Here is a 24,038-nt window from a genome sequence, read left to right as displayed (position 1 = left end):
CCGCTGCCGCTTCGCTTTCGCGCAGATAAAACATTTGCCGCTGCCGCTTCACTTTCGCGCAGATAAAACATTTGTTGCTGCCGCTTCGCTTTCGCGCAGATAAAACATTTGCCGCTGCCGCTTCACTTTCGCGCAGATAAAACATTTGTTGCTGACGCTTCGCTTTCGCACAGATAAAACATTTGTTGCTGACGCTTCGCTTTCGCACAGATAAAACATTTGTTGCTGCCGCTTCGCTTTTGCACAGATAAAACATTTGTTGCTGCCGCTTCGCTTTCGCGCAGATAAAACATTTGTTGCTGCCGCTTCGCTTTCGCACAGATAAAACATTTGTTGCTGCCGCTTCGCTTTCGCACAGATAAAACATTTGTTGCTGCCGCTTCGCTTTCGCACAGATAAAACATTTGTTGCTGCCGCTTCGCTTTCGCACAGATAAAACATTTGTTGCTGCCGCTTCGCTTTCGCACAGATAAAACATTTGTTGCTGTCGCTTCGCTTCCGCACAGAGCAGAGCTTCCTGGGAGCGTCCGATGAGCCGCTTGGGCCAACAGATGTTTTTTGCGCGAAAGCGTAGTGCTAACGTAGCGGCAGCAGAGGGTTTTTTTTGTGCGAAAGCGCAGCGACAGCAACAGCACCGATGTTGGTCACGAAGGCGTTATCACAGGATGTGATGCTCTTAGCCTTCGTTCCCCTATCGCTGATCCCCAAGGAGTCGCCCAGTCTCCGCTCCAATCAATCCTTTCACTCGGCATGTATCTGCTGGCATACTACTCTAATTAATAGTGATAAAACGGTACTGTTATGTGTGCGAAATCGAAGCGGTAGCAAAGCACAAAGCAGAAGAAGTGGCTAGATACATAGGATAGCGAGTAGTCTAGAATGGAAATCACCCTCATTTAAAGAGAGCTAAATATTTACGAAAATTTTCTTTTTCAACACAAAAAAAGGGAACGATTATGAAATCGTTCCCTTTGCATAGTAAATTATTTTAATGGACCGCCAAGTTTAGTGATAGCTTCAGAAACATTTGAGAATTTCTTGAAGTTTTCGTTGAATAGACCAGCAAGTTCAGAAGCTTTCGCATCATAAGCAGCTTTGTCCGCCCATGCATCACGAGGGTTAAGCACTTCTGTTGGTACACCTTCAATAGAAGTAGGGATGTTTAATCCGAATACTGAATCTTGAATTGTTTCAACATTAGCTAATTGGCCATCAATTGCAGCACGTACCATTGTACGAGTGTAAGAAAGCTTCATACGGTTACCAGTACCATATTCGCCACCAGTCCAACCAGTGTTCACTAAGTATACTTGTGCACCGTGCTCGTCAATTTTTTGACCTAACATTTCAGCATATACTGTTGCTGGAAGTGGAAGGAATGGAGAGCCGAAGCAAGTTGAGAATACTGGTTCTGGCTCTGTTACACCACGTTCTGTACCAGCAAGTTTAGATGTGAAACCGCTTAGGAAGTGGTACATTGCTTGCTCTTTTGTTAATTTACTGATTGGAGGTAATACACCAAATGCATCAGCTGTTAAGAAGATGATTGTTTTTGGGTGACCTGCAACAGATGGATCAACAATATTTTCAATGAATTGGATTGGATAAGCTACACGAGTATTTTCTGTTAATGAACCATCATCATAGTCACAAACTCGAGTTTCTGGATCAACAGCTACGTTTTCTAGAACAGAACCGAAGCGGATTGCGTTGTAGATTTCTGGTTCTTTTTCAGCAGAAAGATTAATTGTTTTTGCATAGCAACCGCCCTCAATGTTGAATACACCATTATCTGACCAACCGTGTTCATCGTCACCGATAAGTTTACGGTCAGGATCAGCTGATAAAGTAGTTTTACCAGTACCAGATAAACCGAAGAATAATGCAACATCACCAGCTTCACCAACGTTTGCTGAGCAGTGCATTGAAAGGATGCCTTGTTGTGGTAATAAGTAGTTCATAATACCGAAAATAGATTTTTTGATTTCACCAGCGTATTCAGTACCACCGATTAGGATGATTTTCTTTTCAAGTGATACAATGATGAATGTTTCAGAAGCAGTGCCATCGATAGCAGGGTCTGCTTTAAAGTTAGGAGCTGAGATCACTGTGAAGTCAGCAACATGAGAAGTTAATTCTTCTGCAGTTGGACGGATAAATAATTGATGAGCGAAAAGATTGTGCCAAGCGTATTCATTGATTACTTGGATGCTCAATTGTGAATCTTTGTCAGCACCAGCAAAGCCCTTGAATACGAATAATTCGTCACGTTCTTTTAAATATTTTACTACTTTTACATATAAGTTATCGAACACTTCAGAAGAAATTGGTTGGTTTACTTTTCCCCAGTCAATTTTATCTTTTGTGCTTTCTTCTTCTACCATATATTTATCTTTAGGTGAACGACCAGTGTATTTGCCAGTTTCTGCACGAACAGCGCCATCTACTGTTAACATAGCTTCACCACGAGATGTTGCCTTTTCAGCTAATTGTGGTACTGAAAGTTGAACATTAATGTTACCGCCGTTTAATAATTCCTTCAGTTCGTTTGCAATTTCTACTGAATTCATCGATTAAATACCATCCTTTTTTATAGTATTCCCTTGAGTCTGGGGAGATTTTCTTAATTTCAAAAATAGTATAACACAATTGCTTAAATAATCTATACTAATTAAGAAATTATTTTTGAGATTTTATTACTTTTCAAGAAAACGACAAAAAGTTAATTTATTCGCTTTAAGAATGCTTTTTACCCTATTTATAATCAAGTGATTACACAACCACTTTCGACAAGTTGAATCGCGTTTGGGAAGCTTTTGACCAACATGAGGTTCGCACAGGATGTCAAATTTTTAGCTGGTTTTTATCAGTTGGAGTTTGTCACCGACTGAAAAGGGGGCATAACTATTTTCATCCACCACATAATGATGGCTTTCTTCCGTAGCTGACGATCTACTTTCGCCACAAAAAACATTTGTCGAATGAAGATTAAAGGGTCACACATATGTTAACACATGATGTGAGGTGGAGAGTAGGGATTATTTTGGGCTTATCACCAAAAGTTAGGATAAGTTTGTTGAAACTATTGCCATATCGTTATGGTAATAAGCCTTTGCGCTTCAAATTATAGCATAATCCAAATGTTAAGTGTTTTGATTCCTTGTGTATTCCATAGTTTTTAACTTCTCTCAGCAGATAATTTTTGTACTGAAAGCGTAGCGGACACAATTATGCCGAGGCATAATTGATAAGGAATAAAGCAAAAATAATTGACAACGTTCGACCTTTTACGTATTATGAGATATTGAACGGATACTCTTATCCCGAGCTGGTGGAGGGTCAGGCCCTATGAAACCCGGCAACCTGCATGAACTATTTCACGACATGCGTTGGTGCCAACCTGATGCAAGGGTAAACCCTTGAACGATAAGAGTGAAAGGTTACGAAGTCATTATTTCCTTTCCTCATGTTAAGTAAGCGTGAGAAAAGGATTTTTTTTATTGTAAAAAACGAATGTAAAGGTAAGTATGTGTAATCCTTTCCTTATTATAATGACGGATCTTTCGAAAATCCTCGTGTTAAAAGCGGCAACTGTTTTTTTTGTGCGAAAGTGAAACGACAGCAACAGGTTGTTTTTTGTGCGAAAGTGAAACGACAGCAACAGGTTGTTTTTTGTGCGAAAGTGAAACGACAGCAACAGGTTGTTTTTTGTGCGAAAGTGAAACGACAGCAACAACGGCTTGAGAGTTCAATCCTTAGGAACGGACTTGACATGGGTAATGAGTACCGTATTCATTCGCAAATATTATTTGTAAGAGTAATAGGAGGAAAACTAAATGACAAACCGTCGATTGTTTACATCAGAGAGTGTAACAGAAGGACATCCAGACAAAATTTGTGACCAAATTTCGGATGCCATTTTAGATGCTATTTTAGCAGAAGATCCAAATGCACGTGTAGCGTGTGAAACAACTGTAACAACAGGCTTAGTATTAGTAGCAGGAGAAATTACTACTTCTACATATGTAGATATTAAAGGTATCGTCCGTGATACTGTAGCAGAAATCGGTTATACTCGTGGGAAATATGGCTTTGATGCCGAAAACTTAGCAGTACTTGTTGCTATTGGCGAGCAATCACCTGATATTGCGCAAGGTGTTGACCAAGCTTTAGAGGCGCGTGAAGGCTCTATGACAGACGCTGACATTGAAGCAATTGGCGCGGGTGACCAAGGCTTAATGTTCGGTTATGCATGTAACGAAACACCAGAGCTTATGCCATTACCAATTAGTTTAGCGCATAAATTAGCTCGTCGTTTAACGGAAGCACGTAAATCTGGCGAACTTGCATATTTACGTCCAGATGGAAAAACGCAAGTTACGGTTGAATATGATGAAAACAATGTACCAGTGCGCGTAGATACGATTGTAATTTCAACACAGCACGACGAAGAAGCGACACTTGAACGAATTCAAGCGGATATAAAAGAATTCGTTATTGCTCCGGTTGTGCCAAATGAATTACTAGATGCTAATACTAAATATTTCATCAACCCAACTGGCCGTTTCGTAATAGGTGGTCCAAAAGGGGATGCTGGTCTAACAGGACGTAAAATCATCGTTGATACATACGGTGGCTATGCGCGTCATGGTGGAGGTGCTTTCTCTGGTAAGGACGCAACTAAGGTGGACCGTTCAGCGGCATATGCAGCACGCTATGTAGCGAAAAATATCGTAGCGGCAGGCTTAGCAGAACGTGCTGAAGTACAACTTGCTTATGCAATCGGTGTTGCTCAACCAGTATCTATTGCTGTAGATACATTTGGGACAGGCAAAGTTAAGGAAAGTGATATCGTAGAATGGGTGCGCGAGCTATTCGATTTACGCCCAGCAGGGATTATAAAAATGCTTAATCTTCGTCGTCCTATTTATAAGCAAACTGCAGCATACGGTCATTTCGGTCGTACGGACTTAAATGTACCTTGGGAACAAACAGACAAAGCTGACGCATTAATGGAAAAAGCAGGACTATAAATTGTTTAGCTAAAATAATGCAGAAGCTGTAAAATTATTTTAACTCATTTCAGCGGGTGTCCAAACATCCGCTGAAATAGTTTTATCCCAAAAATTGCTTCTAATCACAATTATGTATGGCTTGGTTGTCCAAAAATACGAAGAGCTGCTTCGATTTAGATGAAATAGCTATTTATATTTTTGTTTGAAGAGATTTATAGTATTGACCTTTTTCTGTATATTCACGTACGATGCGTTCCATATCTTCTTTATCTTCAGCATTTAATTCTCGTACTACCTTTGCTGGACGACCTAATGCTAGGCTATTCGGAGGAATGACTTTGCCTGGAGGTACAAGACTACCCGCCCCGATGAATGCACCCTCTCCAATCTCTGCTCCGTCTAATACTATTGAGCCCATACCTATTAAGGCATTTTTACGAATCGTACAGCTATGTAAAGTTACTTGATGTCCGACTGTTACTTCATCTTCAATAATGAGTGGATATTTAGGGCTTTGATGTAAACAACAAAGGTCTTGTATACTAACTCGTTTTCCGATAATTGTTGGTGATACATCACCTCGAATTACTGTGTTAAACCAAATAGTCGTTTCAGCACCTATTGTAACGTCACCAGTAACGGTTGCATAATCGGCAATAAAAACAGATGGATCGATTTTTGGTGTTTTCCCTTTAAATGGATAGATCATGAGAATCGCCTCTTTTCTTTCTATGATGTATTATTATCGTATCAAATACGCAACTTGATGGAAATATAAAATTAAAATGAGCGAAATATTTCGATATAATCATTGTGTAATTATTTTTTAGGAGGACTATGTGAAATGTGGAAATGGGAAGCTGATGGACAAGCAAAGGCTGTGGTTGCTATTATTCATGGTGCATATGAAAATCACCGCTGGTATGCGTGGCTTATAGAAAAACTTAGATTGGAAGGCTTTCACGTAGTCATGGGGGATTTACCTAATCATGGAGTAAATGTCGGGTTTTCACGTGTTCATGATGAAGATTTTAAAGAATACAACAAATATACAAGGCATTTAATCGAGAATGCTTTTTCGTATAATTTACCTGTCTTTTTAATAGGACATGGGCTTGGTGCAACATTATTACTACATACCATGCATAAGCGAAAATATGAATGCGCAGGTATTATTTTAACTTCACCTTGGCTAAATTTAAAGCTATTGCCAGGTAAACTATCAAATGCTCTAACTAGTCTAAGTGCCCTGACAGCCAATGTGAAAATGACTCATGAAATTACATTAAACACGTTAACGCGCAGTGTAGAAGGAAGAGATGAGATGAAGGATGAGGTTTCTTTTATGTCAGTCGTTTCTGTGAAATGGTATAGAGAACTACAGCAAATGATGCGTAATTTAGTGTTATTGCCTAAAGCTGAATTCCCTAATAGACCTATGTTAGTTATGACAGCTGAAAAAGATAGTATTACTGAAACTAAACAAACACGTAATTGGCTATATCAGCAGGAATTTACAGAGTTTCAATTCAAAGAATGGGAAAACTGTTATCATAATCTATTTCATGAAGTAGAGCGTGAAGAAATTTTTGTTTATATTCGTGATTTTATTAATAATGCTCTTCGAAGAATTGGTTATATTATAGAATAGCCTTCTAAAACTTGCTAACGTATTGTTACTAACATGGCTCATCACCATAAATGTTGGGTTCCGACTAAGGCGCTTTCTGTGTGCGTCCGATGAGCCGCTTAGAGCAACAAATGTTTTATGTGCGAAAGCGAAGCGACAGCAACAAATGTTTTATGTGCGAAAGCAAAGCGACAATAGCACAAATGTTGGTCACGAAGGCGTTTATTAGCCTTCGTCCTCTACTGGCTGCTCGCTCAGAGCCCCACCTAAAACGCTAATTCCTCAAGGCATAGTCCACCCATGACTCCAATTAACTTACATACACGATATCACTAATGTCGCATGAATTTTAATTGAATTTTCTGTTTTCTACTTCTTCCGTTTTTAAAGAAAATGAAAGATACTTAAATAGAGATAGTAAACATCCATTTTTTTACTATAACCTTTGACTGGGGCAACTGACAGTTCTAAATCCTTATGGTACCGTAGTTCCTTCGATTTCCCGAAGCCAAATACGTGCGGGCTTCCATAGTGTTGCTTTTAAGTACCTACTAATTTGTAAGTACGTCAGTGAACTGTTTGTGTAAAGCTGTGCTAGCACGTTTAAGCAGTAAACGATCATCGCAATGTACACCTGATTATGCACAGCTTGCTCGCTTTGCCCGTAGAACTTTTTAATGTTCAGATGCTGTTTCATCCACTTGAAAAACAGTTCGATTGTCCAGCGTGACTTATACAGTTCAGCGACTTCATCTGCGCTTAAATCAAAACGATTCGTAATCAGATGTAGTTCTTTACCGTTTGGATCTAGTACTTCGATACGGCGAAATACATTTTCAGCACGATTTTGCGTGTTGCCAATCAGAATCATTTCATCCGATAACACCGATGACTGTTCAGGTACTTTAAATGATTCAATCACACGTGTTACGGCGTTTTTTCGCAAGCGTGAGACAAAGAAAAGTCCGTCATCTGTCATGCGGTCAAAGCGCTCATAATCTAAGTAGCCTCGGTCAAACACGTACATGCACTCCTTGTCATCAACGAGAATTTCAAGCTGACCACGATCATGTTCTTTCGCATTCGTCAGCACCGCTTTATCAGGGTACGAACAACCTTTTTCTAGGTAAACAAGGCGCAAATGTAACTTCACACCTGATTTTGTTTTACGGAATTCAGCCCATCTATGGTTGTTTAAGTTCAATGGCAATGTGCTAGAATCAATGATTTTTAGTGGTGTTGTGGTTTTTCGGCGCTGCTCAAAATGCGTTTTCTCATGAATTTGCCCGACTAAGTCTAGAAAAATTTGTTGGAAAAACTCAGTTGGCACTTGGTTTAATCGCCGACCTAACTGCGAAAAGCTGATGGACTCTAAATACGTTGCTTTTTGTAAGTCGTCTGATAACAGCGTGTCACTAATGGCACGTAGACTTTCGGTTTCATTCAGTTGCGCAAACAGTAATAATTTCAAGAATGAAGCGATTTGAAGCTTCTTTGTATAGTAATTTAATTGATGAATTTCAACTAATTTCTCCATTTGTGTAGAAGAAATAGGTGAAAACCATTGTTCAAATGAAGTTTTTCGTGTAAACTTATCCATGCTTATGTCCTTTATTTTGGATTTGGATGGTTTACTACCACCCAACCATTATAAAGGCTTTTTTTATGCACAGATAATATTGCAGAAAATTCAGTTTTTTAAAATACGTTGAATTATTTTAATGCGACGCTAGTGACACGATATAATATTAAAAAAACAAACATCCAACTTTTGGTAAATAATCTCCAAAGATAATGTTGTAATTTTCTGAAAAGTGTAATACTATAATGACTTAAAGTAACATTTCAAAATTGGAGGGGTAAGATGGAAGCAATTGTTGGAATATTGAATGACATTTTATGGGGACCATGGTTTATTTACGGTATCTTATTGATTGGACTCTTTTTTTCAATCATTACACGATTCCTACAAGTAAGACACTTCAAAGATATGTTTGTTTTAATGTTTAAAGGTGAAAAATCGGATAAGGGGATTTCATCCTTTCAGGCGATGTCTATCGCATTATCTGGTCGAGTAGGTACAGGTAATATAGCCGGTACTGCTACAGCAATCGGGATGGGGGGACCTGGAGCTGTTTTTTGGATGTGGGCAATCGCCTTTATCGGTGCGGCAACTGCTTACGTTGAGTCGACATTGGCTCAAATTTATAAAGAAGAGAAAGATACAGAATATCGTGGCGGACCCGCATATTACATAGAAAAGGGAATGGGGCAAAAGTGGTTTGCAGTTATTTTTGCTATTGCCGCATTAGCTGCAATGTTAATCTTGATGCCGGGTGTTCAATCGAATGCAATTGCGACAGCTGTTGAAAACGCTTTTAATATTGAAACTTGGATTACAGGACTTATTATTGCCGTATTACTAGGTGCCATTATTATCGGTGGGGTTAAATGGATTGCCAACGCTGCACAGATTATAGTACCTTTTATGGCGTTAGCTTATATTCTTATGGCCCTTATCATTATTGTAATGAATATTGAAGAAGTACCATCTGTAATTGCATTAATTTTTTCTAGCGCATTTGGTGCACAAGAAATCTTTGGTGGTATAATTGGATCCGCTATTGCATGGGGTGTTAAACGCGGAATTTATTCAAATGAGGCCGGTCAAGGGACAGGGGCGCATCCAGCTGCAGCAGCAGAAGTATCACACCCTGCTAAACAAGGAATCGTGCAAGCGGCTTCTGTATATATTGATACATTATTAATCTGTTCAGCTACAGCATTTATGATTTTATTTACTGGAATGTATAATGTACAGGATGAAAAAGCTGCAGAAGGTACGGATTCATTTATTTATACTGGTGAATTCAATAATGACGGATTAACTGGGGATGAACAAATAACATTTGCGAAAAGTATTAAAGAAGGTGCAGCATACACACAATATGCAGTTGACTCTTCACTACCAGGCTTTGGTGGTCCATTCGTAGCGATTGCATTATTCTTCTTTGCTTTTACGACAATTATGGCATATTACTACATTGCCGAAACAAATGTGGCTTATCTATTCTCAGGAGCTACAGAAAAAGTCGTCATTTGGATTGCAAAATTTGCTATTTTAATTGCTTCGTTCTACGGTACTATCCGCACATCTGACCTAGCTTGGGCAATGGGGGATGTTGGGCTGGGCCTAATGGTTTGGATTAATGTTTTAGCAATTTTAATTATTATGAAACCTGCAATTGTTGCATTAAAGGATTATGAGAAACAGAAAAAGGAAGGAAAAGATCCTGTTTTTGATCCTCGTAAACTAGGAATTAAAGGTGCAGATTTCTGGATAGATTATAATGAAAAACGTAAAAATAAATAGATAATAAAGAAAAAGCTATCTAATAGATTCTAATATTCTATTAGATAGCTTTTTATTTTTTATAAAATAAAATCCTGGTGGTTCTGAGTAAGGTGATCTTCGTTACGACTGGGCGACTCCTTGGGGATTAGCGATAGAGGAACGAAGGCTAAAACCATCACGTCCTGTGATAACGCCTTCGAGACCAACATCGTGTCGGCCCAAGCGGCTCATCGGACGCCCCTAGGAAGCTTTGCTCTGTGCGAAAGCGAAGCGGCAGCGGCAAATGTTTTATCTGTGCGAAAGCGAAGCGACAGCGGCAAAGCGCCCAGTCGGAAAGGAAATCAACTCCACGTTATGGTGAGAAGCCTCAAAAAAAGCCCGAAATACTTATCTTATTTCGGGCGTAAATGGATTAGATTAAAGGGTAATCTTTCATTTTTTCTAAAGCAATAACAAAGGGTGGATCATTTTGTTGATTTAGAAACTCGTATTTTAATACATGTACATATTTTTGGGGAAGTTGACTGACATATTCTATCACTGTATCACGTTCTTCCTTGCCACCCGGATGACCGTGATAAATGACAAGGACTATAAGACCACCGACTTTGAGCAATTTTAACAAATCCTGAAGTGCTTGTATCGTAGTATTTGGCTTTGTAATAATGTCATGATCACTACCAGGCAAATAACCAAGATTAAAAATTGCAGCAGCTACTTGTTTGTGTACATATTTGGCTATTTCTTCATGTCCCCTGTGTAAAACAAGTGCACGATGCTCTAAGCCATTATCTAAAAGCCGATGGAGAGTTGCATCGACTGCGCTCTTTTGAACATCAAAGGCGTAGACTTGACCTTCATCACCGACAAGTTGTGCTAAAAACAATGTGTCATGGCCGTTTCCTGCAGTTGCATCCACCACAGTATCTCCATCGGCAACTGTATCCTTTATTAGCTGTTGAGCATATTGTAAAACGCGTTGTAGCTTCATTTCGCAACCTCAGCTTTATAAAATTTCCCTTGCCAGCTTCCGCGGCGTTCAAGTTCAGCATCAATTCCATTTAATACTTCCCATTTATTAACACTCCACATCGGACCAATCATTAAATCAATTGGTCCATCGCCTGTGATACGATGAATAACCATATCTGGTGGTAGAATTTCAAGTTGATCTGCTACTAGCTTTGTGTAAACCTCCTGATCTAAAAATTCTAACATACCCTTTTCATATTGCTTAACCATAGGCGTGCCTTTTAAAAGGTGCAGTAAATGAATTTTAATGCCTTGTACATCAAGCTTTGCTACCTCGCGAGCAGTTTCCATCATCATGTCATAGTCTTCAAGAGGAAGGCCATTAATAATATGCGAGCATACACGAATACCATGCTTCCGTAGCTTTTCAACACCTTCTACATATGTTGCATAATCGTGGGCACGATTTATGAGATTTGCTGTTTTTTCATGCACAGTTTGAAGTCCTAGTTCAATCCATAAATATGTGCGTTCGTTTAATTCAGCTAAATACTCGACAACATCATCTGGCAAACAGTCTGGGCGAGTTGCAATGGATAATCCAACAACACCCTCTTGGGCCAGAGCTGCCTCAAATTTTTCCTTTAATACTGGTAGTGGTGCATGTGTATTTGTATATGCCTGGAAATAGGCCATGTATTTGCCGTCCTTCCATTTTTGATGCATTTTGTCACGGATTTCAGCAAATTGCACCTCGATCGGATCCACTTTGTTGCCGGCAAAATCACCAGAACCTGCTGCACTACAAAACGTACAGCCTCCAAAGGCAACTGTACCATCACGGTTTGGGCAGTCAAAACCTGCATCAAGCGCTACTTTAAAAACTTTATGACCAAATTGCTCACGTAAATAGCGATTCCATGTATAATATCTTTTCCCGTCTGAAGGAAAAGGAAAGTTTGTTTCTGTCATTTATTTCACTCCTCTAACACTATATTTTATCATGTGTCAATGGTTCCGTCATGAGGTAAGAATTTATTATTAAGGACTTTACTATTTAATACTGGGAGAGCTGAGCGAAAAAATAAGACGACTGGTGCAAATGGATGGGGTAGCCGAGCGATGGATAATGACCGGAGCGAATCATGGTGGTAGCCGAGCGAAAAGGATAATGACCGGAGTGAATCGTGGTGATAGCTGAGCGAAAAGGACATCCACAAGCGCAAATCATAGAGGGCTTTACGTAACCTACACTAAAAACACCTGCATTAAAAGCATTCTTAAGTCTATGTAAAAAGAGTAAAATTATTTTTCTTGTGCTTTTGTATTTTTCAACATAAACTAACTATTTAGAGTATCGAAATAATGGAGGTCATTCTATGCCAAAAAGTGTGTGGTTTTTAATTATCGGAATGCTTGTGAACACAACGGGCAACTCTTTTTTATGGCCTTTAAACGCCATTTACTTGCACGATCATTTAGGGAAGTCGCTTGCGATGGCTGGCTTTGTGTTGATGTTGAATTCTGCTGCTGGCGTATTGGGAAATCTATTAGGTGGTTATTTATTTGATAGAATAGGGGGCTATAAATCAATAATGTTTGGCATTCTTTTGACGATTGCCTCATTAATTGGTTTAACGATTTGGCACGGATGGCCACATTATGTATGGTTCTTAACGATACTTGGCTTTAGTGGAGGTATCGTATTCCCTGGAATGTTTGCTTTAGCTGGAACTGCGTGGCCTGAGGGTGGACGGAAGGCCTTTAACGCCATTTATTTAGCTCAAAATTTAGGAGTGGCAATTGGACCTGCACTTGCCGGGGTTGTTGCTGATTACCAGTTTGACTATGTATTTAAGGTCAACTTAGTCATGTATATTTTGTTCTTTTTTATAGCGTTATTTACTTTTAAACGATTAGAAGAAGGTAGCATTGCACCGAAAAATGTAGTAAGTGAAAGTAAACGAATTATTAATAAAGCACCGTTTTATGCGTTATTAATTGTAAGTTCATCCTCTGTGCTATGCTGGCTAGCTTATTCACAATGGAGTGCAACTATTTCTTCTTATACGCAAGATCTAGGATTAGGATTGAAACAGTACAGCTTACTTTGGACTATTAATGGCCTGCTTATTGTTTTAGGGCAGCCGTTAATTGCACCATTAGTGAAGCGTTGGGAAAATAAATTGAAGCGGCAATTAGTATTTGGTATTGTCCTTATCGCATTATCTTTTGGAATTATTGCCTTTGCTAGTGATTTTAAAATGTTTGCTGCCGCCATGGTTGTGTTAACGTTTGGCGAAATGTTTTATACGCCCGCTTTACCTACCATCGCCAATCAGCTTGCACCAAAAGGACGTCAGGGCTTTTATCAAGGGATTATCAATAGTGCGGCAACAGCAGGTCGTATGATAGGTCCTCTATTTGGTGGTATTATGGTCGATCAGTTTGGCATGATTGTACTCGTATTAATCCTAGTAATTATAGTATTGTTTGCGATTATTCCATGTCTTATCTATGATTATCCTTTACGAAAGAATAAAACAGTGACAGATCAATAGGTTAAATTTAACAAAAAAATTCCGGAAACGAGCAAAAACTGTGTGGGAGACACGTTTTTTGCTCGTTTTTTAATGTTTACTCTTGAAAGTAAAGATATTGTAGCGTAGAATCAATCATACATATTCAAATATTTGAATATGTAAAGATGAAGTTCCGTGGAGGGATCTATGTGGAAGAGAGCTTACAACAATTTAAGGCAGATTTTTTTAAAGCTTTAGCACATCCATTACGAATCAGAATATTGGAATTACTAGTTGATGGTAAAAAAAGTGTCAACGAGATTCAAAGCTGCTTAGAAAAAGAGGGCTCAGCTGTTTCTCAGCAATTAAGTGTATTACGAGGGAAAAATATCGTGTATGGGATGAAAGAGGGTAAAAAAGTTTACTATTCTTTAAGTGATCCGATGATTGTTGAATTACTTAGTATAGCAAAGGATATTTTCAACAATCACTTAATAAATACAATTACAAGATTAGAAGAGATGGCTATTAACGAAAATGAAGAGGATATGTAGCGTTTATTATGAAACATTTACCTTTTTGAAGGGAAGATTTATAGATGAAGTCACTGTTTACGGGGAGATATGAAGGGTATTCTATTCATCACTTAAAGAAAGATTTAATATCAGGGATTATTGTCGGGATTGTGGCAATACCACTTGCAATGTCCTTTGCCATTGCGTCAGGCGTTAAACCCGAGTATGGCATATATACAGCTTTTATTGCTGGTATACTTATTTCTATTTTTGGTGGGTCGAAATATCAAATTGGGGGACCTACAGGGGCGTTTGTGCCAATTCTGCTAGGGATCGTCATTTCGTATGGCTATGAAAACTTACTAATTGCTGGATTAATGGCCGGGGTTATGTTGTGCTTAATGGGTATTTTTAAACTAGGCTCATTAATAAAATTTATCCCACGTCCCGTGACGATAGGTTTTACAGCTGGAATTGCTGTTAGTATTTTTACAGGTCAAATTGCCAATTTCTTGGGTTTGAAAAATGTTAAAAATCATGAGTATTTTATTGACAATATAAAAGAAATTGTTACGCATATTAATACTACAAGTTTTTATAGTGTTTTAACGGCAATTATTAGTCTTGTCATTATATTAATTACACCGAAAGTTTTACCTAAAGTACCTGCGGCGTTAGCAGGCATTGTTGTTTCTACACTTGTTGCAACGTTCTTTTTTTCTGGACAAGTGGCCACAATAGCAACAGCCTATGGAGTAATTCCAAATACATTACCGGATTTTGCAATTCCAGAAATCACATTCGAGCGAATTCAGCTACTTATTGGCCCAGCATTTGTGATTGCTATGCTTGGTGGAATTGAATCCCTTCTATCAGCGGTAGTAGCGGATGGGATGACAAATACAAAACATAATAGTAACCGAGAACTTATTGGTCAAGGGATTGCTAATATTGTAACGCCTTTATTTGGGGGGATTCCTGCAACGGGTGCTATTGCCCGTACTGCGACAAATATTAAAACAGGTGCAGCATCACCAATGTCAGGTGTTATCCATGGCGTATTTGTATTAGTCACTTTATTATTATTAGCACCAGTTGCTTCACATATCCCATTGGCTAGTATGGCGCCAGTTTTAATGGTTGTAGCTTGGAATATGAGTGAGCAAAAACATTTTGCGCAAATCCTTAAATTGAAATCAGGAGATTCCCTGGTCTTGATGATTACGTTTTTACTGACTGTTTTCACAAGCTTAACATTAGCTGTAGAGGTGGGGCTTGTGTTAGCCGTTGTATTATTTGCAAAGCGTATGAGCGAAAAGCTTGTAGTAACAAAGGTATTACCGGATCATTCGAAAGAGAGTGGGAAGGTACAATCACATGTAGTTCATCAGAAGCGTGACTGTCCACAAATTAGTATTTATACAATTGAGGGTCCTCTTTTCTTTGGCGCAGCTCAAAATTTTGAGGAGGCAATTGTAGGTTCCGTTCAACAACAAAAAAAAGTTTTGATATTACGTATGAGTAAAGTGCCCTTTTTGGATACAACAGGTGAGACATATTTTGGTAATTTCGTCCGGAATTTTAAAGCCCAGGGTGAAACTATTTTAGTTACAGGTGTTCAAGATGAATTGAAATTAGCATTACAAAACAATGGCTTATATGATGAGATTGGTGAGGATAATTTCTATCCGCATACAGGAGAAGCAATTAATAAAGCTTTAAGCTATTTAGATATAAATAAATGTATCGGGTGTAAGCACTTTGCTTTCCGTGAATGTCAGGAATTATCTCGCGATAAAGGGACAGTAAATAAAGTAACTGCCCCTAGCTGCCTGATTGGTGAAGACTAATCGGTGGGGATGAAGAATCCCCACCGATTAAAATTTCACTTTATCCCAACCTAACGGGCAGTAATTTATCTTATTGAAAGCGAAGCATTAGGTACAAGTCTCCTACCTCAAAATCTAGCGAAAGCAAAGAAGTTAGGTGGGAGATGAACTGCCTGAGAGGTCATTATAGTCATCCCCGCAATTATATTCGTTAATGAAGGGTGAGTGTCTTTAGGCAAATTGTTCATTTTGTCCTTCTACGATAAAACGCTTTCATTTTACTATAATCATTAAGAATATGCTTTCAAATAATAGGAATCATATCATAGCAGGAATCTCCTGTGAATAATTATAGAAGTATGGATACGAAATAGGCTGCAAAGAATGTAACAAAGCTTACAGAGGAGGAATAAAAATGAAGAAAATTATGAATTCACCTGAAACACTCGTTATGGAAATGTGCAATGGGATGGTTATGGCTCATCCAGAACTTGAGTTGTTAAAAATATATAAAGTAATTAAGAAAAAAGAAATGAATGAGAATAAGGTAACTTTAATTAGCGGTGGCGGTAGTGGACATGAACCGGCACATGCGGGGTTAGTCGGAAAAGGGATGTTGGACGCTGCAGTATGCGGTGACGTCTTTGCTTCTCCTTCACAAATACAGGTATATCAAGCAATTAAAGCAACAGCTAGCAAAAAAGGTACACTGCTTATTATTAAAAATTATAGCGGAGATATTATGAACTTTAAAAATGGTGCTCAATTAGCTTCTGAGGATGGCATTCAAGTAGAGTATGTCCGCGTAGATGATGATATTGCAGTAGAAGATAGTCTTTATACAGTAGGACGACGCGGTGTTGCGGGAGTTGTGTTAGTACATAAAATCGCTGGTGCAGCTGCAGAAGAAGGTATGGATTTAATGCAGGTCAAAGCTGTGACGGAAAAAGCAGCGGCAAATGTTCGAACAATTGGTCTAGCACTAACTTCCTGTACGGTGCCAGCTAGTGGATCACCAACTTTCAAATTGGGTGAAGATGAGATGGAATATGGTGTCGGTATTCATGGAGAGCCAGGAAGAAAACGTGAAAAAATGATGACCGCAGATGAATTAGCCTTCCGCATGACAAATGACCTTATGAAAGATTTAGGACTAGTTGAAGAGGATGAAATTGCTATCCTAATAAATGGATTTGGTGGTACACCTCTGCAAGAACTTTATCTGTTTAACAATGCAGTTACTAGAGAGTTGAGTAAAAGTAATATTCGAATCAATAGAACGTTTGTCGGCAATTACATGACAAGTATTGATATGGCTGGGATTTCTCTAACAGTAATGAAACTAGATGATGAGCTGAAAGCATTACTATCGAAAGAATGTAATACGCCTGCATTTAAGGTAGATGGACCGGTTGAGAGTGTAGAATACGTAGATATTAATGATCACGTAGAAGAGAAGCGAGTTTTCTTTGAGACGGAAACAGAGGAAGAACACGCTATCATCAAAAATGAGGTAATCACATTAAACAATATAATTTATCTCGTAGATAAAATGAGCGAAATTATTATCAAGAACGAAGTGCCTTTCTGCGAATTGGATACCCATGCAGGTGATGGCGATTTCGGGATGAGTGTCGCTAAAGGATTTAAGCAATTGAAACGAGGATGGAGCTCGATTCTAAATCAAGAACATTTAAATATTGGAACTTTCCTGGATGCGTGTTCGATGATAATTATGGAACATTGCGGAGGAGCTTCTGGTCCAATTTGGGGCGGAGCTTTCCGAGCTGCAAGTAAAGCTGTAGAAGAAAAAATGGCATTAACAGTCGGAGAGTTTGCTGAAATGTTACAAGCTACACTAAAAGGTATACAGTCTGTCGGTGAGCACTCTTTCGGAAGAGGAGCAGAGGTAGGCGATAAAACGCTTGTAGATGCGTTTGTACCTTGTGTAAATGCTTGGTTAGAAAGCGCTGCAGATGGTACGGATATTAAAACAGCTTTTGAAAACGGGGCAGAGGCTGCTGTTAAAGGAGCGGAATATACAAAAGAAATTGTTGCTCGAATGGGTCGTGCGGGTACAGTTGGTGAAAGAAGCCTAGGATATCCGGATGCTGGTGCATATGCGCTAGGGGTTATTTTTACGGAGCTTTCTCATAGTTTAAAATAATGCGAGCTCTATGGACACAATGTATTTCGGGTATTGCTACCTTTTGGGATTGAATTGTTCAATAATGGGTAGTATGTAAACAAAGCCTTGTGCTTTTCAGTACTTTCCATTAGAATAAATGCAATACATGAAAAGACAGTGATGAGGAATAGTAAATTTGTGTTTCTTTTAAGAGAGCTAGCGGTTGGTGGGAGCTAGTAGGAAAGCAAATTGAACTCGCCTTCTGAGTCTGCCCGCGTGAAACAACGCGTGCCGTTCCTTCCGCGTTAAGGAAGCTAAAGCCGAGTGTGATCACTAATTTGGGTGGTACCGCGGGAGATACGAATTCTCTCGTCCCTTTCTACAGAAAGGGGCGAGTTTTTTTATTTTTTAAATATTTTGTCAATTATTATGAAGAGTAATATTACAAATTCGAAGGAGGAAAAATCGTGAGTTTTAATCATCTACAAATCGAAAAAAAGTGGCAGCAATATTGGGCCGATAATAAAACTTTCAAAACTGAAAATGAAACGGATAAACCAAAATTTTATGCGTTAGATATGTTCCCATACCCATCAGGCGCAGGTCTTCACGTAGGACACCCGGAAGGTTATACAGCGACAGACATCCTTTCACGCTTTAAACGCATGCAAGGCTATAATGTTCTACATCCAATGGGGTGGGATGCATTTGGTTTACCAGCAGAGCAATATGCACTTGATACAGGGAATGACCCAGCAGAATTTACAGCGAAAAATATTGCGACATTTAAGCGTCAAATTCAAGAGCTAGGATTTAGCTATGATTGGGATCGCGAAATTAACACTACAGACCCAGAATATTATAAATGGACACAGTGGATTTTTATCCAACTTTATAAAAAAGGCTTAGCGTATGTAGATGAAGTGGCTGTAAACTGGTGCCCAGCACTTGGAACAGTACTTGCAAACGAAGAGGTTATTGATGGAAAGTCAGAGCGTGGTGGTCATCCAGTAGAACGTCGTCCGATGAAGCAATGGATGCTTAAAATTACTGCCTATGCAGATCGTTTAATCGACGACTTAGAGGAAGTTGATTGGCCAGAGTCTATTAAAGATATGCAACGTAACTGGATTGGTCGCTCTGAGGGTGCAGAAGTAACATTTAGCATTGATGGTACAGATGAAAACTTCACAGTGTTTACAACTCGTCCTGATACATTATTTGGTGCTACATACTGTGTTCTTGCGCCTGAGCATAAATTAGTGGAGCAAATTACAACTGCTGAACAACGCCAAGCTGTAGAAGCTTATTTAGAAAAAGTAAAAATGAAATCTGATTTAGAGCGTACAGATTTAGCGAAAGAAAAAACTGGCGTATTTACTGGTGCCTACGCAGTTAATCCTATTAACAGCAAAAAAATGCCGATTTGGATTGCGGACTACGTATTAGCATCATACGGTACTGGCGCAATTATGGCAGTTCCAGCACATGATGAACGTGACTATGAATTCGCAACAGAATTTGGCTTAGAAATTACTGCTGTGCTTGAAGGCGGCGACATAAGCAAAGAGGCATTCACAGGTGATGGTAAGCACATTAACTCTGACTTCCTTGATGGCTTAAACAAAGAGGACGGTATTGCTAAGGCAATTGAATGGCTTGAGGAAAAAGGCGTAGGGGAGAAGAAAATCTCTTACCGTCTTCGCGACTGGTTATTCTCTCGTCAACGTTACTGGGGAGAGCCAATTCCTATGATTCATTGGGAAGATGGTACAACGACGCCAGTACCAGAATCCGAATTACCATTAGTGCTACCAAAAACAGATAATATTCGTCCTTCAGGTACTGGTGAATCTCCACTAGCAAATATTTCTGAATGGGTAAATGTTGTTGACCCTGAAACAGGCAAAAAAGGTCGTCGCGAAACGAACACGATGCCACAATGGGCAGGTTCTAGCTGGTACTTCATACGTTATATTGACCCAACAAATAAAGAAGCAATTGCAGACCCTGAGTTACTAAAACGCTGGTTACCAGTTGATATTTATATCGGTGGGGCTGAGCATGCTGTATTACACTTACTATACGCTCGCTTCTGGCACAAAGTACTATACGATTTAGGTGTTGTACACACGAAAGAGCCATTCCATAAATTATTTAACCAAGGGATGATTCTTGGTGAAGGTAATGAAAAAATGTCTAAATCAAAAGGCAATGTTGTGAACCCTGATGAAATCATTTCTTCACACGGCGCTGATACTTTACGTCTCTATGAAATGTTCATGGGTCCACTTGAAGCATCTGTTGCATGGTCAACAAATGGTTTGGACGGAGCACGTCGCTTCTTAGATCGTATTTGGCGTCTATTTATCAATGAAGAAGGTGGAACAATCGCTGCGAAAATCCAAGCTTCTGATGATAAAACACTTGAAAAATCGTACCATCAAACTGTAAAAAAAGTGACAGAGGATTATGAAGGTATTCGCTTTAATACAGCTATTTCACAAATGATGGTATTCATTAACGACTGCTACAAAGCGGATGTTATTCCGACAGCTTACGCAGAAGGCTTTGTGAAGATGCTAGCTCCAATGGTTCCACACGTTGCGGAGGAACTATGGCAGCTATTAGGTCATGATGCAACACTTTCATATGAGCAATGGCCAACATATGACGAGTCTAAACTTGTTGATGATGAAGTGGAAGTCGCAGTTCAGGTTGCCGGCAAAGTACGTGCCAAAATCATCGTAGCAAAAGATGCTTCAAAAGAGGAAATCGAAAAAGTAGCACTTGCAGATGACAAAGTACAAGAGTATATGGCAGGCAAAGACTTAGTAAAAATCATTGTTATCCCAGGCAAGCTTGTTAACATCGTAGTTAAATAATTATGATAAAAGTGTCCAAAATTTGGGCACTTTTTTCTTTTATACTGAAACCAACTGGGATATCGATACGACCATAACCACCGTTGTAGTAGTGAGCCAATATTAGTTAAAAAGTAAAATTTTCACTTGCGCGCTATAACAAATGTATTTGATGAAAACTAATTGGAATAGTTGCTTTTAGGTTTAAATAACATCACTAGCCATAGTTAAATAAGGATGACACAATTCCTATTGAAAGAAAATATATATATTTGAATAATAAAAATGAATAGGTACTGATCATCTAACTTGAAATATGCACAATATGGATTTGGTTTATTGAAGTGGAAATTTAATAAAAGTTAAAAATATCATTTAATATAATTTTTTGGTTTCTTTTTGTGTGGTAAATTTCTTTTGTTTAGGTTTTAAAATTCTCTTTTATTCTTAATATTTCTACCTATTTAATATTCGATTATGATTTATGAGAAGGGCGAAAAAAATAAGTGAGTCAGAAAAATATGAACTATACATTGTTTGAATGTGAAAATATGCACAAATTTAATTATATTAGAATAATTTTTATGAGCTGCGGTAATAGTGTGGAAAAGTAATATTAGCTAAAAAGTGTTGTGGTTTTCCTTTAATAAACAGCTATTTACTTAGAGGTTGTAGGGTTTTCGATGTAATATAACAAGGGTGAAAAATAAAAAACTTTTTGGGGAAATAATATTTTTTTGAAAAACATCTTGCATTTGAATAATTCTAAATGGTAAATTGTTTTACATGGACGTTCATAAAACTTTCACAGGTAGCAAAAGAGGGGAGAAAAGAGAATTTATGAATAAAAATAGATGGTTAATTGCATTATCCGCAATCGCTATTCATCTTTCGATCGGTGGAGCATATGCATACAGTGTATATAAGCTACCGATTGTCACAGAGATGGGATGGAGTGAAACAAACGTAACGGTTGCCTTTACAATAATGATGGGGCTTGCGGGTTCTTCCGCAGCATTATTTGGTAGCTTAGTAGAGAAAATGGGGCCACGTAAATCTGCAATGATAGCAGCTGTTCTATTTGGGGCAGGACAAGCTGGTGCTGGTCTAGCGATTGAAATGGATTCCGTAACAATGTACTGGTTAACATATGGTTTACTAAGTGGATTGGGTATGGGTATTGGTTATATTTCACCTGTATCGACATTAGTTAAATGGTTCCCAGACCGTCGTGGTTTGGCAACAGGTATGGCTGTACTTGGGTTTGGATCAGGGGCACTCATTACAGCGCCTGTCGCAGCTAACTTAATGGAGGCTGTGGGGATTTCTACAACGTACTTCATTTTAGGGGCAAGTTATTTCACGTTAATGATTTTAGGGGCTTTATATATAGTGCCGCCTGCACCTGGTTATATGCCAGCGAATATGAAGGCTGCTGCAAACAATGGTAAAGAAGTTGTGAAAAAAGATTTAGCTGTCATGTCAGCGCGTGAAGCTGTAAGAACTAAGCATTTCTGGATGCTATGGGCGATGCATTTAGTAAACGTAACAGCAGGGATTATGATGATTTCTGTTGCATCTCCAATGGCTCAGGAAATTGTAGGATTATCAGTTGCGGGAGCCGCAGCAATGGTAGGAGTAATGGGATTATTTAATGGTGGTGGTCGTTTAGTATGGGCTGCTGTGTCTGACTATATTGGTCGTTCGAACGTCTTTGTAATTTTCTTTATCATACAGCTAGTTACATTTATCGTCTTACCATATACAACAAACGCTATTATTTTCCAAGCACTTATTTTCTTAGTTGTTAGTTGCTATGGTGGAGGTTTCTCGAATTTACCTGCATTTGCAAGTGATTTATTCGGTACGAAGCAACTTGGTGTTATTCATGGTTATTTATTAACAACATGGTCATTAGGTGGAGTTTTTGGACCACTTTTAGTAAGCGCAATTAAAAATGCTTATGGAAGCTATATTCCAGTATTCTATGTGTTTACAGGATTAATTGCAGCCTCATTAATAATTTCAATAACTTTACGTGCCGATGTACGTAAACAAACTGCATTAAAAGAAGCTTCTCAAAAGGTTGGAGACGTCTCTGCTACACGATAAATTTTACTTTCAATTCGCACTTGAAAGTATTCGCCATATGAGTGTCATTTCGCACATGACGCTTGTATGGTCTTTTTTTGTAGTAGTTGTTATATAACACTTGATTAATCTTTTTTTAATGTATAACAGCTGTTGTCTGATGTCAATATCATTACAGGAAATAAAGTGATTTCGCTACCAAAAGAGAATTTTTGCAACGAAAAGTAAATGCAAGGCTCATGAATCAATCTTTAATGGGGGACCTAAAAATGGGGATGTATTTGTCAGAAATATTTAGGAACAACCGTTAATGCATAAGTTTGTAAGTTTAGTTAGAGTGCGAAATTCAAGAGGAATTAAAATGAATTGAATCTTTTCATTAGTTTAAACGTATATAAGATAAAAAAGGGAGGAATTGGAATGGGTAAATTTTCATTAGATGAATTTGTCAATAAAACACAACAGGACGACAACGAAAATGAATATTTCGAGTTAGAAACTGAACGTGTATTAGAGGTCAATCTAGATGGTGAAGTATGGTCAAAAATGGGCGCAATGATTTCCTACATAGGCGATATTAAGTTTGAGCGTGAGCGTGTGTTGGAGCATGGATTAGGTAAAATGTTTAAAAAGGCATTAACAGGCGAAGGTACACAACTTATGAAAGCGAATGGGAAAGGGCGACTGTACTTAGCCGATCAAGGAAAAAAAGTAACAATCTTCGATTTAAAGGGTGAAAGTATTTGTGTCAATGGTAATGACTTACTCGCATTTGAACCGAGTATAGAATGGGATATTCAATTAATGCGTAAAATGGCTGGAGTCATGTCAGGTGGGTTGTTTAATGTAACGTTACAAGGAAAAGGGAAGGTCGCTATTACAACTCATTTTGAACCGCTTACCTTGCTAGTGAAACCTGGTGAAACGGTTTATACGGACCCACATGCAACAGTAGCATGGTCAGGCAATTTGAAACCAGAATTTAAAACAGATATTAGCTTCCGTACGTTTATCGGTCGTGGGAGCGGTGAGTCCATTCAAATGGCTTTCTCAGGTGAAGGCTTTGTCATTATTCAACCGTTTGAGGAAGTGTATGTGACTAAAGAAAGCTAAAAAG

The 24,038-nt window shown here is 38.6% G+C and carries 19 protein-coding genes, 1 riboswitch and 1 other annotated feature; of the genes, 13 read left to right on the top strand and 6 right to left on the bottom strand.

Going from position 1 to position 24,038, the window contains the following annotated elements:
• Window positions 1–48 precede the first annotated feature (48 nt).
• Window positions 49–504, bottom strand: a complete 456-nt coding sequence (locus AB9L17_RS19310) for a hypothetical protein (protein WP_375199662.1) — start codon at window positions 502–504, stop codon at window positions 49–51.
• Between the two features lie 26 nt (window positions 505–530).
• Between AB9L17_RS19310 and AB9L17_RS19305 the strand changes: the two genes are divergently transcribed.
• A complete protein-coding gene (locus tag AB9L17_RS19305; protein ID WP_375199661.1) occupies window positions 531–671 on the top strand; it encodes a hypothetical protein in 141 nt (46 codons plus the stop codon).
• Window positions 672–983: 312 nt separating this feature from the next.
• On the opposite strand, the gene pckA is transcribed toward AB9L17_RS19305, so the two are convergent.
• Window positions 984–2,570: a phosphoenolpyruvate carboxykinase (ATP) gene (gene pckA, locus AB9L17_RS19300; RefSeq protein ID WP_068984053.1), complete on the bottom strand. Its 1,587-nt coding sequence runs from the start codon at window positions 2,568–2,570 to the stop codon at window positions 984–986.
• A 745-nt stretch (window positions 2,571–3,315) separates the two neighbouring features.
• Window positions 3,316–3,433: riboswitch (SAM riboswitch) on the top strand.
• Window positions 3,434–3,600: 167 nt separating this feature from the next.
• Between pckA and AB9L17_RS19295 the strand changes: the two genes are divergently transcribed.
• On the top strand, window positions 3,601–3,744 hold the full coding sequence (locus AB9L17_RS19295) for a hypothetical protein (protein ID WP_375199660.1): 144 nt from the start codon (window positions 3,601–3,603) through the stop codon (window positions 3,742–3,744).
• 92 nt (window positions 3,745–3,836) lie between these two features.
• Complete coding sequence (gene metK, locus AB9L17_RS19290) at window positions 3,837–5,033, top strand: methionine adenosyltransferase (protein WP_068984052.1); 1,197 nt, start codon at window positions 3,837–3,839, stop codon at window positions 5,031–5,033.
• A gap of 172 nt (window positions 5,034–5,205) precedes the next feature.
• Here metK and AB9L17_RS19285 read toward each other — a convergent pair whose 3' ends face one another.
• Window positions 5,206–5,724, bottom strand: coding sequence for a gamma carbonic anhydrase family protein (locus AB9L17_RS19285; RefSeq protein WP_068984051.1), 519 nt, complete (start codon window positions 5,722–5,724; stop codon window positions 5,206–5,208).
• A 135-nt stretch (window positions 5,725–5,859) separates the two neighbouring features.
• On the opposite strand from AB9L17_RS19285, the gene AB9L17_RS19280 reads away from it, so the two are divergent.
• Window positions 5,860–6,666 carry an alpha/beta hydrolase gene (locus tag AB9L17_RS19280; RefSeq protein ID WP_068984050.1) on the top strand — a complete coding sequence of 269 codons (807 nt, stop codon included), beginning with the start codon at window positions 5,860–5,862 and terminating at the stop codon, window positions 6,664–6,666.
• An 80-nt stretch (window positions 6,667–6,746) separates the two neighbouring features.
• Entirely contained in the window at window positions 6,747–6,923 is a 177-nt protein-coding gene (locus tag AB9L17_RS19275; protein ID WP_175401702.1) for a hypothetical protein, read from the top strand.
• Window positions 6,924–7,120: 197 nt separating this feature from the next.
• On the opposite strand, the gene AB9L17_RS19270 is transcribed toward AB9L17_RS19275, so the two are convergent.
• Window positions 7,121–8,245, bottom strand: coding sequence for an IS4 family transposase (locus AB9L17_RS19270; RefSeq protein WP_068984049.1), 1,125 nt, complete (start codon window positions 8,243–8,245; stop codon window positions 7,121–7,123).
• A 264-nt stretch (window positions 8,246–8,509) separates the two neighbouring features.
• Between AB9L17_RS19270 and AB9L17_RS19265 the strand changes: the two genes are divergently transcribed.
• Complete coding sequence (locus AB9L17_RS19265; RefSeq protein ID WP_068984048.1) at window positions 8,510–10,018, top strand: alanine/glycine:cation symporter family protein; 1,509 nt, start codon at window positions 8,510–8,512, stop codon at window positions 10,016–10,018.
• A 394-nt stretch (window positions 10,019–10,412) separates the two neighbouring features.
• Here AB9L17_RS19265 and AB9L17_RS19260 read toward each other — a convergent pair whose 3' ends face one another.
• Together AB9L17_RS19260 and AB9L17_RS19255 are read right to left on the bottom strand one after the other, a co-directional pair.
• On the bottom strand, window positions 10,413–10,991 hold the full coding sequence (locus tag AB9L17_RS19260) for a tRNA (mnm(5)s(2)U34)-methyltransferase (RefSeq protein WP_223556938.1): 579 nt from the start codon (window positions 10,989–10,991) through the stop codon (window positions 10,413–10,415).
• Entirely contained in the window at window positions 10,988–11,944 is a 957-nt protein-coding gene (locus AB9L17_RS19255; protein WP_223556943.1) for a TIGR01212 family radical SAM protein, read from the bottom strand. Before AB9L17_RS19255 ends, AB9L17_RS19260 begins: the two co-directional genes overlap by 4 nt.
• A gap of 407 nt (window positions 11,945–12,351) precedes the next feature.
• On the opposite strand from AB9L17_RS19255, the gene AB9L17_RS19250 reads away from it, so the two are divergent.
• The 7 genes from AB9L17_RS19250 to AB9L17_RS19220 all read left to right on the top strand — a co-directional run bounded on the left by AB9L17_RS19250 (window position 12,352) and on the right by AB9L17_RS19220 (window position 24,034).
• Window positions 12,352–13,533 (top strand): MDR family MFS transporter, encoded by a 1,182-nt coding sequence (locus AB9L17_RS19250; RefSeq protein WP_375199659.1) that lies wholly within the window; start codon window positions 12,352–12,354, stop codon window positions 13,531–13,533.
• Between the two features lie 170 nt (window positions 13,534–13,703).
• Entirely contained in the window at window positions 13,704–14,048 is a 345-nt protein-coding gene (locus tag AB9L17_RS19245; protein WP_083226945.1) for an ArsR/SmtB family transcription factor, read from the top strand.
• A 44-nt stretch (window positions 14,049–14,092) separates the two neighbouring features.
• Window positions 14,093–15,859: a SulP family inorganic anion transporter gene (locus AB9L17_RS19240; RefSeq protein ID WP_375199658.1), complete on the top strand. Its 1,767-nt coding sequence runs from the start codon at window positions 14,093–14,095 to the stop codon at window positions 15,857–15,859.
• Window positions 15,860–16,253: 394 nt separating this feature from the next.
• Window positions 16,254–18,005: a dihydroxyacetone kinase subunit DhaK gene (gene dhaK, locus AB9L17_RS19235; RefSeq protein WP_223556957.1), complete on the top strand. Its 1,752-nt coding sequence runs from the start codon at window positions 16,254–16,256 to the stop codon at window positions 18,003–18,005.
• Window positions 18,006–18,134: 129 nt separating this feature from the next.
• Window positions 18,135–18,346, top strand: a binding site (T-box leader).
• Between the two features lie 87 nt (window positions 18,347–18,433).
• A complete protein-coding gene (gene leuS / locus AB9L17_RS19230; protein ID WP_223556959.1) occupies window positions 18,434–20,851 on the top strand; it encodes a leucine--tRNA ligase in 2,418 nt (805 codons plus the stop codon).
• Window positions 20,852–21,670: 819 nt separating this feature from the next.
• The gene (locus tag AB9L17_RS19225) at window positions 21,671–22,942 is read left to right on the top strand and encodes an L-lactate MFS transporter (RefSeq protein ID WP_068984040.1); all 1,272 of its coding nucleotides are present in this window, start codon (window positions 21,671–21,673) and stop codon (window positions 22,940–22,942) included.
• Between the two features lie 399 nt (window positions 22,943–23,341).
• Complete coding sequence (locus tag AB9L17_RS19220) at window positions 23,342–24,034, top strand: AIM24 family protein (RefSeq protein ID WP_068984039.1); 693 nt, start codon at window positions 23,342–23,344, stop codon at window positions 24,032–24,034.
• The last annotated feature ends 4 nt before the right edge of the window (window positions 24,035–24,038 follow it).

It is taken from the genome of Lysinibacillus sp. RS11, from assembly GCF_042019215.1.
GTDB lineage: Bacteria > Bacillota > Bacilli > Bacillales_A > Planococcaceae > Lysinibacillus > Lysinibacillus xylanilyticus_A.
Note: the sequence above shows the minus strand (reverse complement) of the source record. Positions and strands in the feature narration are given on the sequence as shown.

Excerpts from the sequence above, each read along its gene's own strand:
- AB9L17_RS19225 (WP_068984040.1), top strand. The coding sequence starts at position 21,671 with ATGAATAAAAATAGATGGTTAATTGCATTATCCGCAATCGCTATTCAT.
- AB9L17_RS19240 (WP_375199658.1), top strand. The coding sequence starts at position 14,093 with ATGAAGTCACTGTTTACGGGGAGATATGAAGGGTATTCTATTCATCAC.
- AB9L17_RS19260 (WP_223556938.1), bottom strand. The coding sequence starts at position 10,991 with ATGAAGCTACAACGCGTTTTACAATATGCTCAACAGCTAATAAAGGAT.
- AB9L17_RS19265 (WP_068984048.1), top strand. The coding sequence starts at position 8,510 with ATGGAAGCAATTGTTGGAATATTGAATGACATTTTATGGGGACCATGG.
- AB9L17_RS19220 (WP_068984039.1), top strand. The coding sequence starts at position 23,342 with ATGGGTAAATTTTCATTAGATGAATTTGTCAATAAAACACAACAGGAC.
- AB9L17_RS19250 (WP_375199659.1), top strand. The coding sequence starts at position 12,352 with ATGCCAAAAAGTGTGTGGTTTTTAATTATCGGAATGCTTGTGAACACA.
- AB9L17_RS19280 (WP_068984050.1), top strand. The coding sequence starts at position 5,860 with ATGTGGAAATGGGAAGCTGATGGACAAGCAAAGGCTGTGGTTGCTATT.
- AB9L17_RS19285 (WP_068984051.1), bottom strand. The coding sequence starts at position 5,724 with ATGATCTATCCATTTAAAGGGAAAACACCAAAAATCGATCCATCTGTT.
- metK (WP_068984052.1), top strand. The coding sequence starts at position 3,837 with ATGACAAACCGTCGATTGTTTACATCAGAGAGTGTAACAGAAGGACAT.
- AB9L17_RS19255 (WP_223556943.1), bottom strand. The coding sequence starts at position 11,944 with ATGACAGAAACAAACTTTCCTTTTCCTTCAGACGGGAAAAGATATTAT.
- AB9L17_RS19305 (WP_375199661.1), top strand. The coding sequence starts at position 531 with ATGAGCCGCTTGGGCCAACAGATGTTTTTTGCGCGAAAGCGTAGTGCT.
- pckA (WP_068984053.1), bottom strand. The coding sequence starts at position 2,570 with ATGAATTCAGTAGAAATTGCAAACGAACTGAAGGAATTATTAAACGGC.
- AB9L17_RS19270 (WP_068984049.1), bottom strand. The coding sequence starts at position 8,245 with ATGGATAAGTTTACACGAAAAACTTCATTTGAACAATGGTTTTCACCT.
- dhaK (WP_223556957.1), top strand. The coding sequence starts at position 16,254 with ATGAAGAAAATTATGAATTCACCTGAAACACTCGTTATGGAAATGTGC.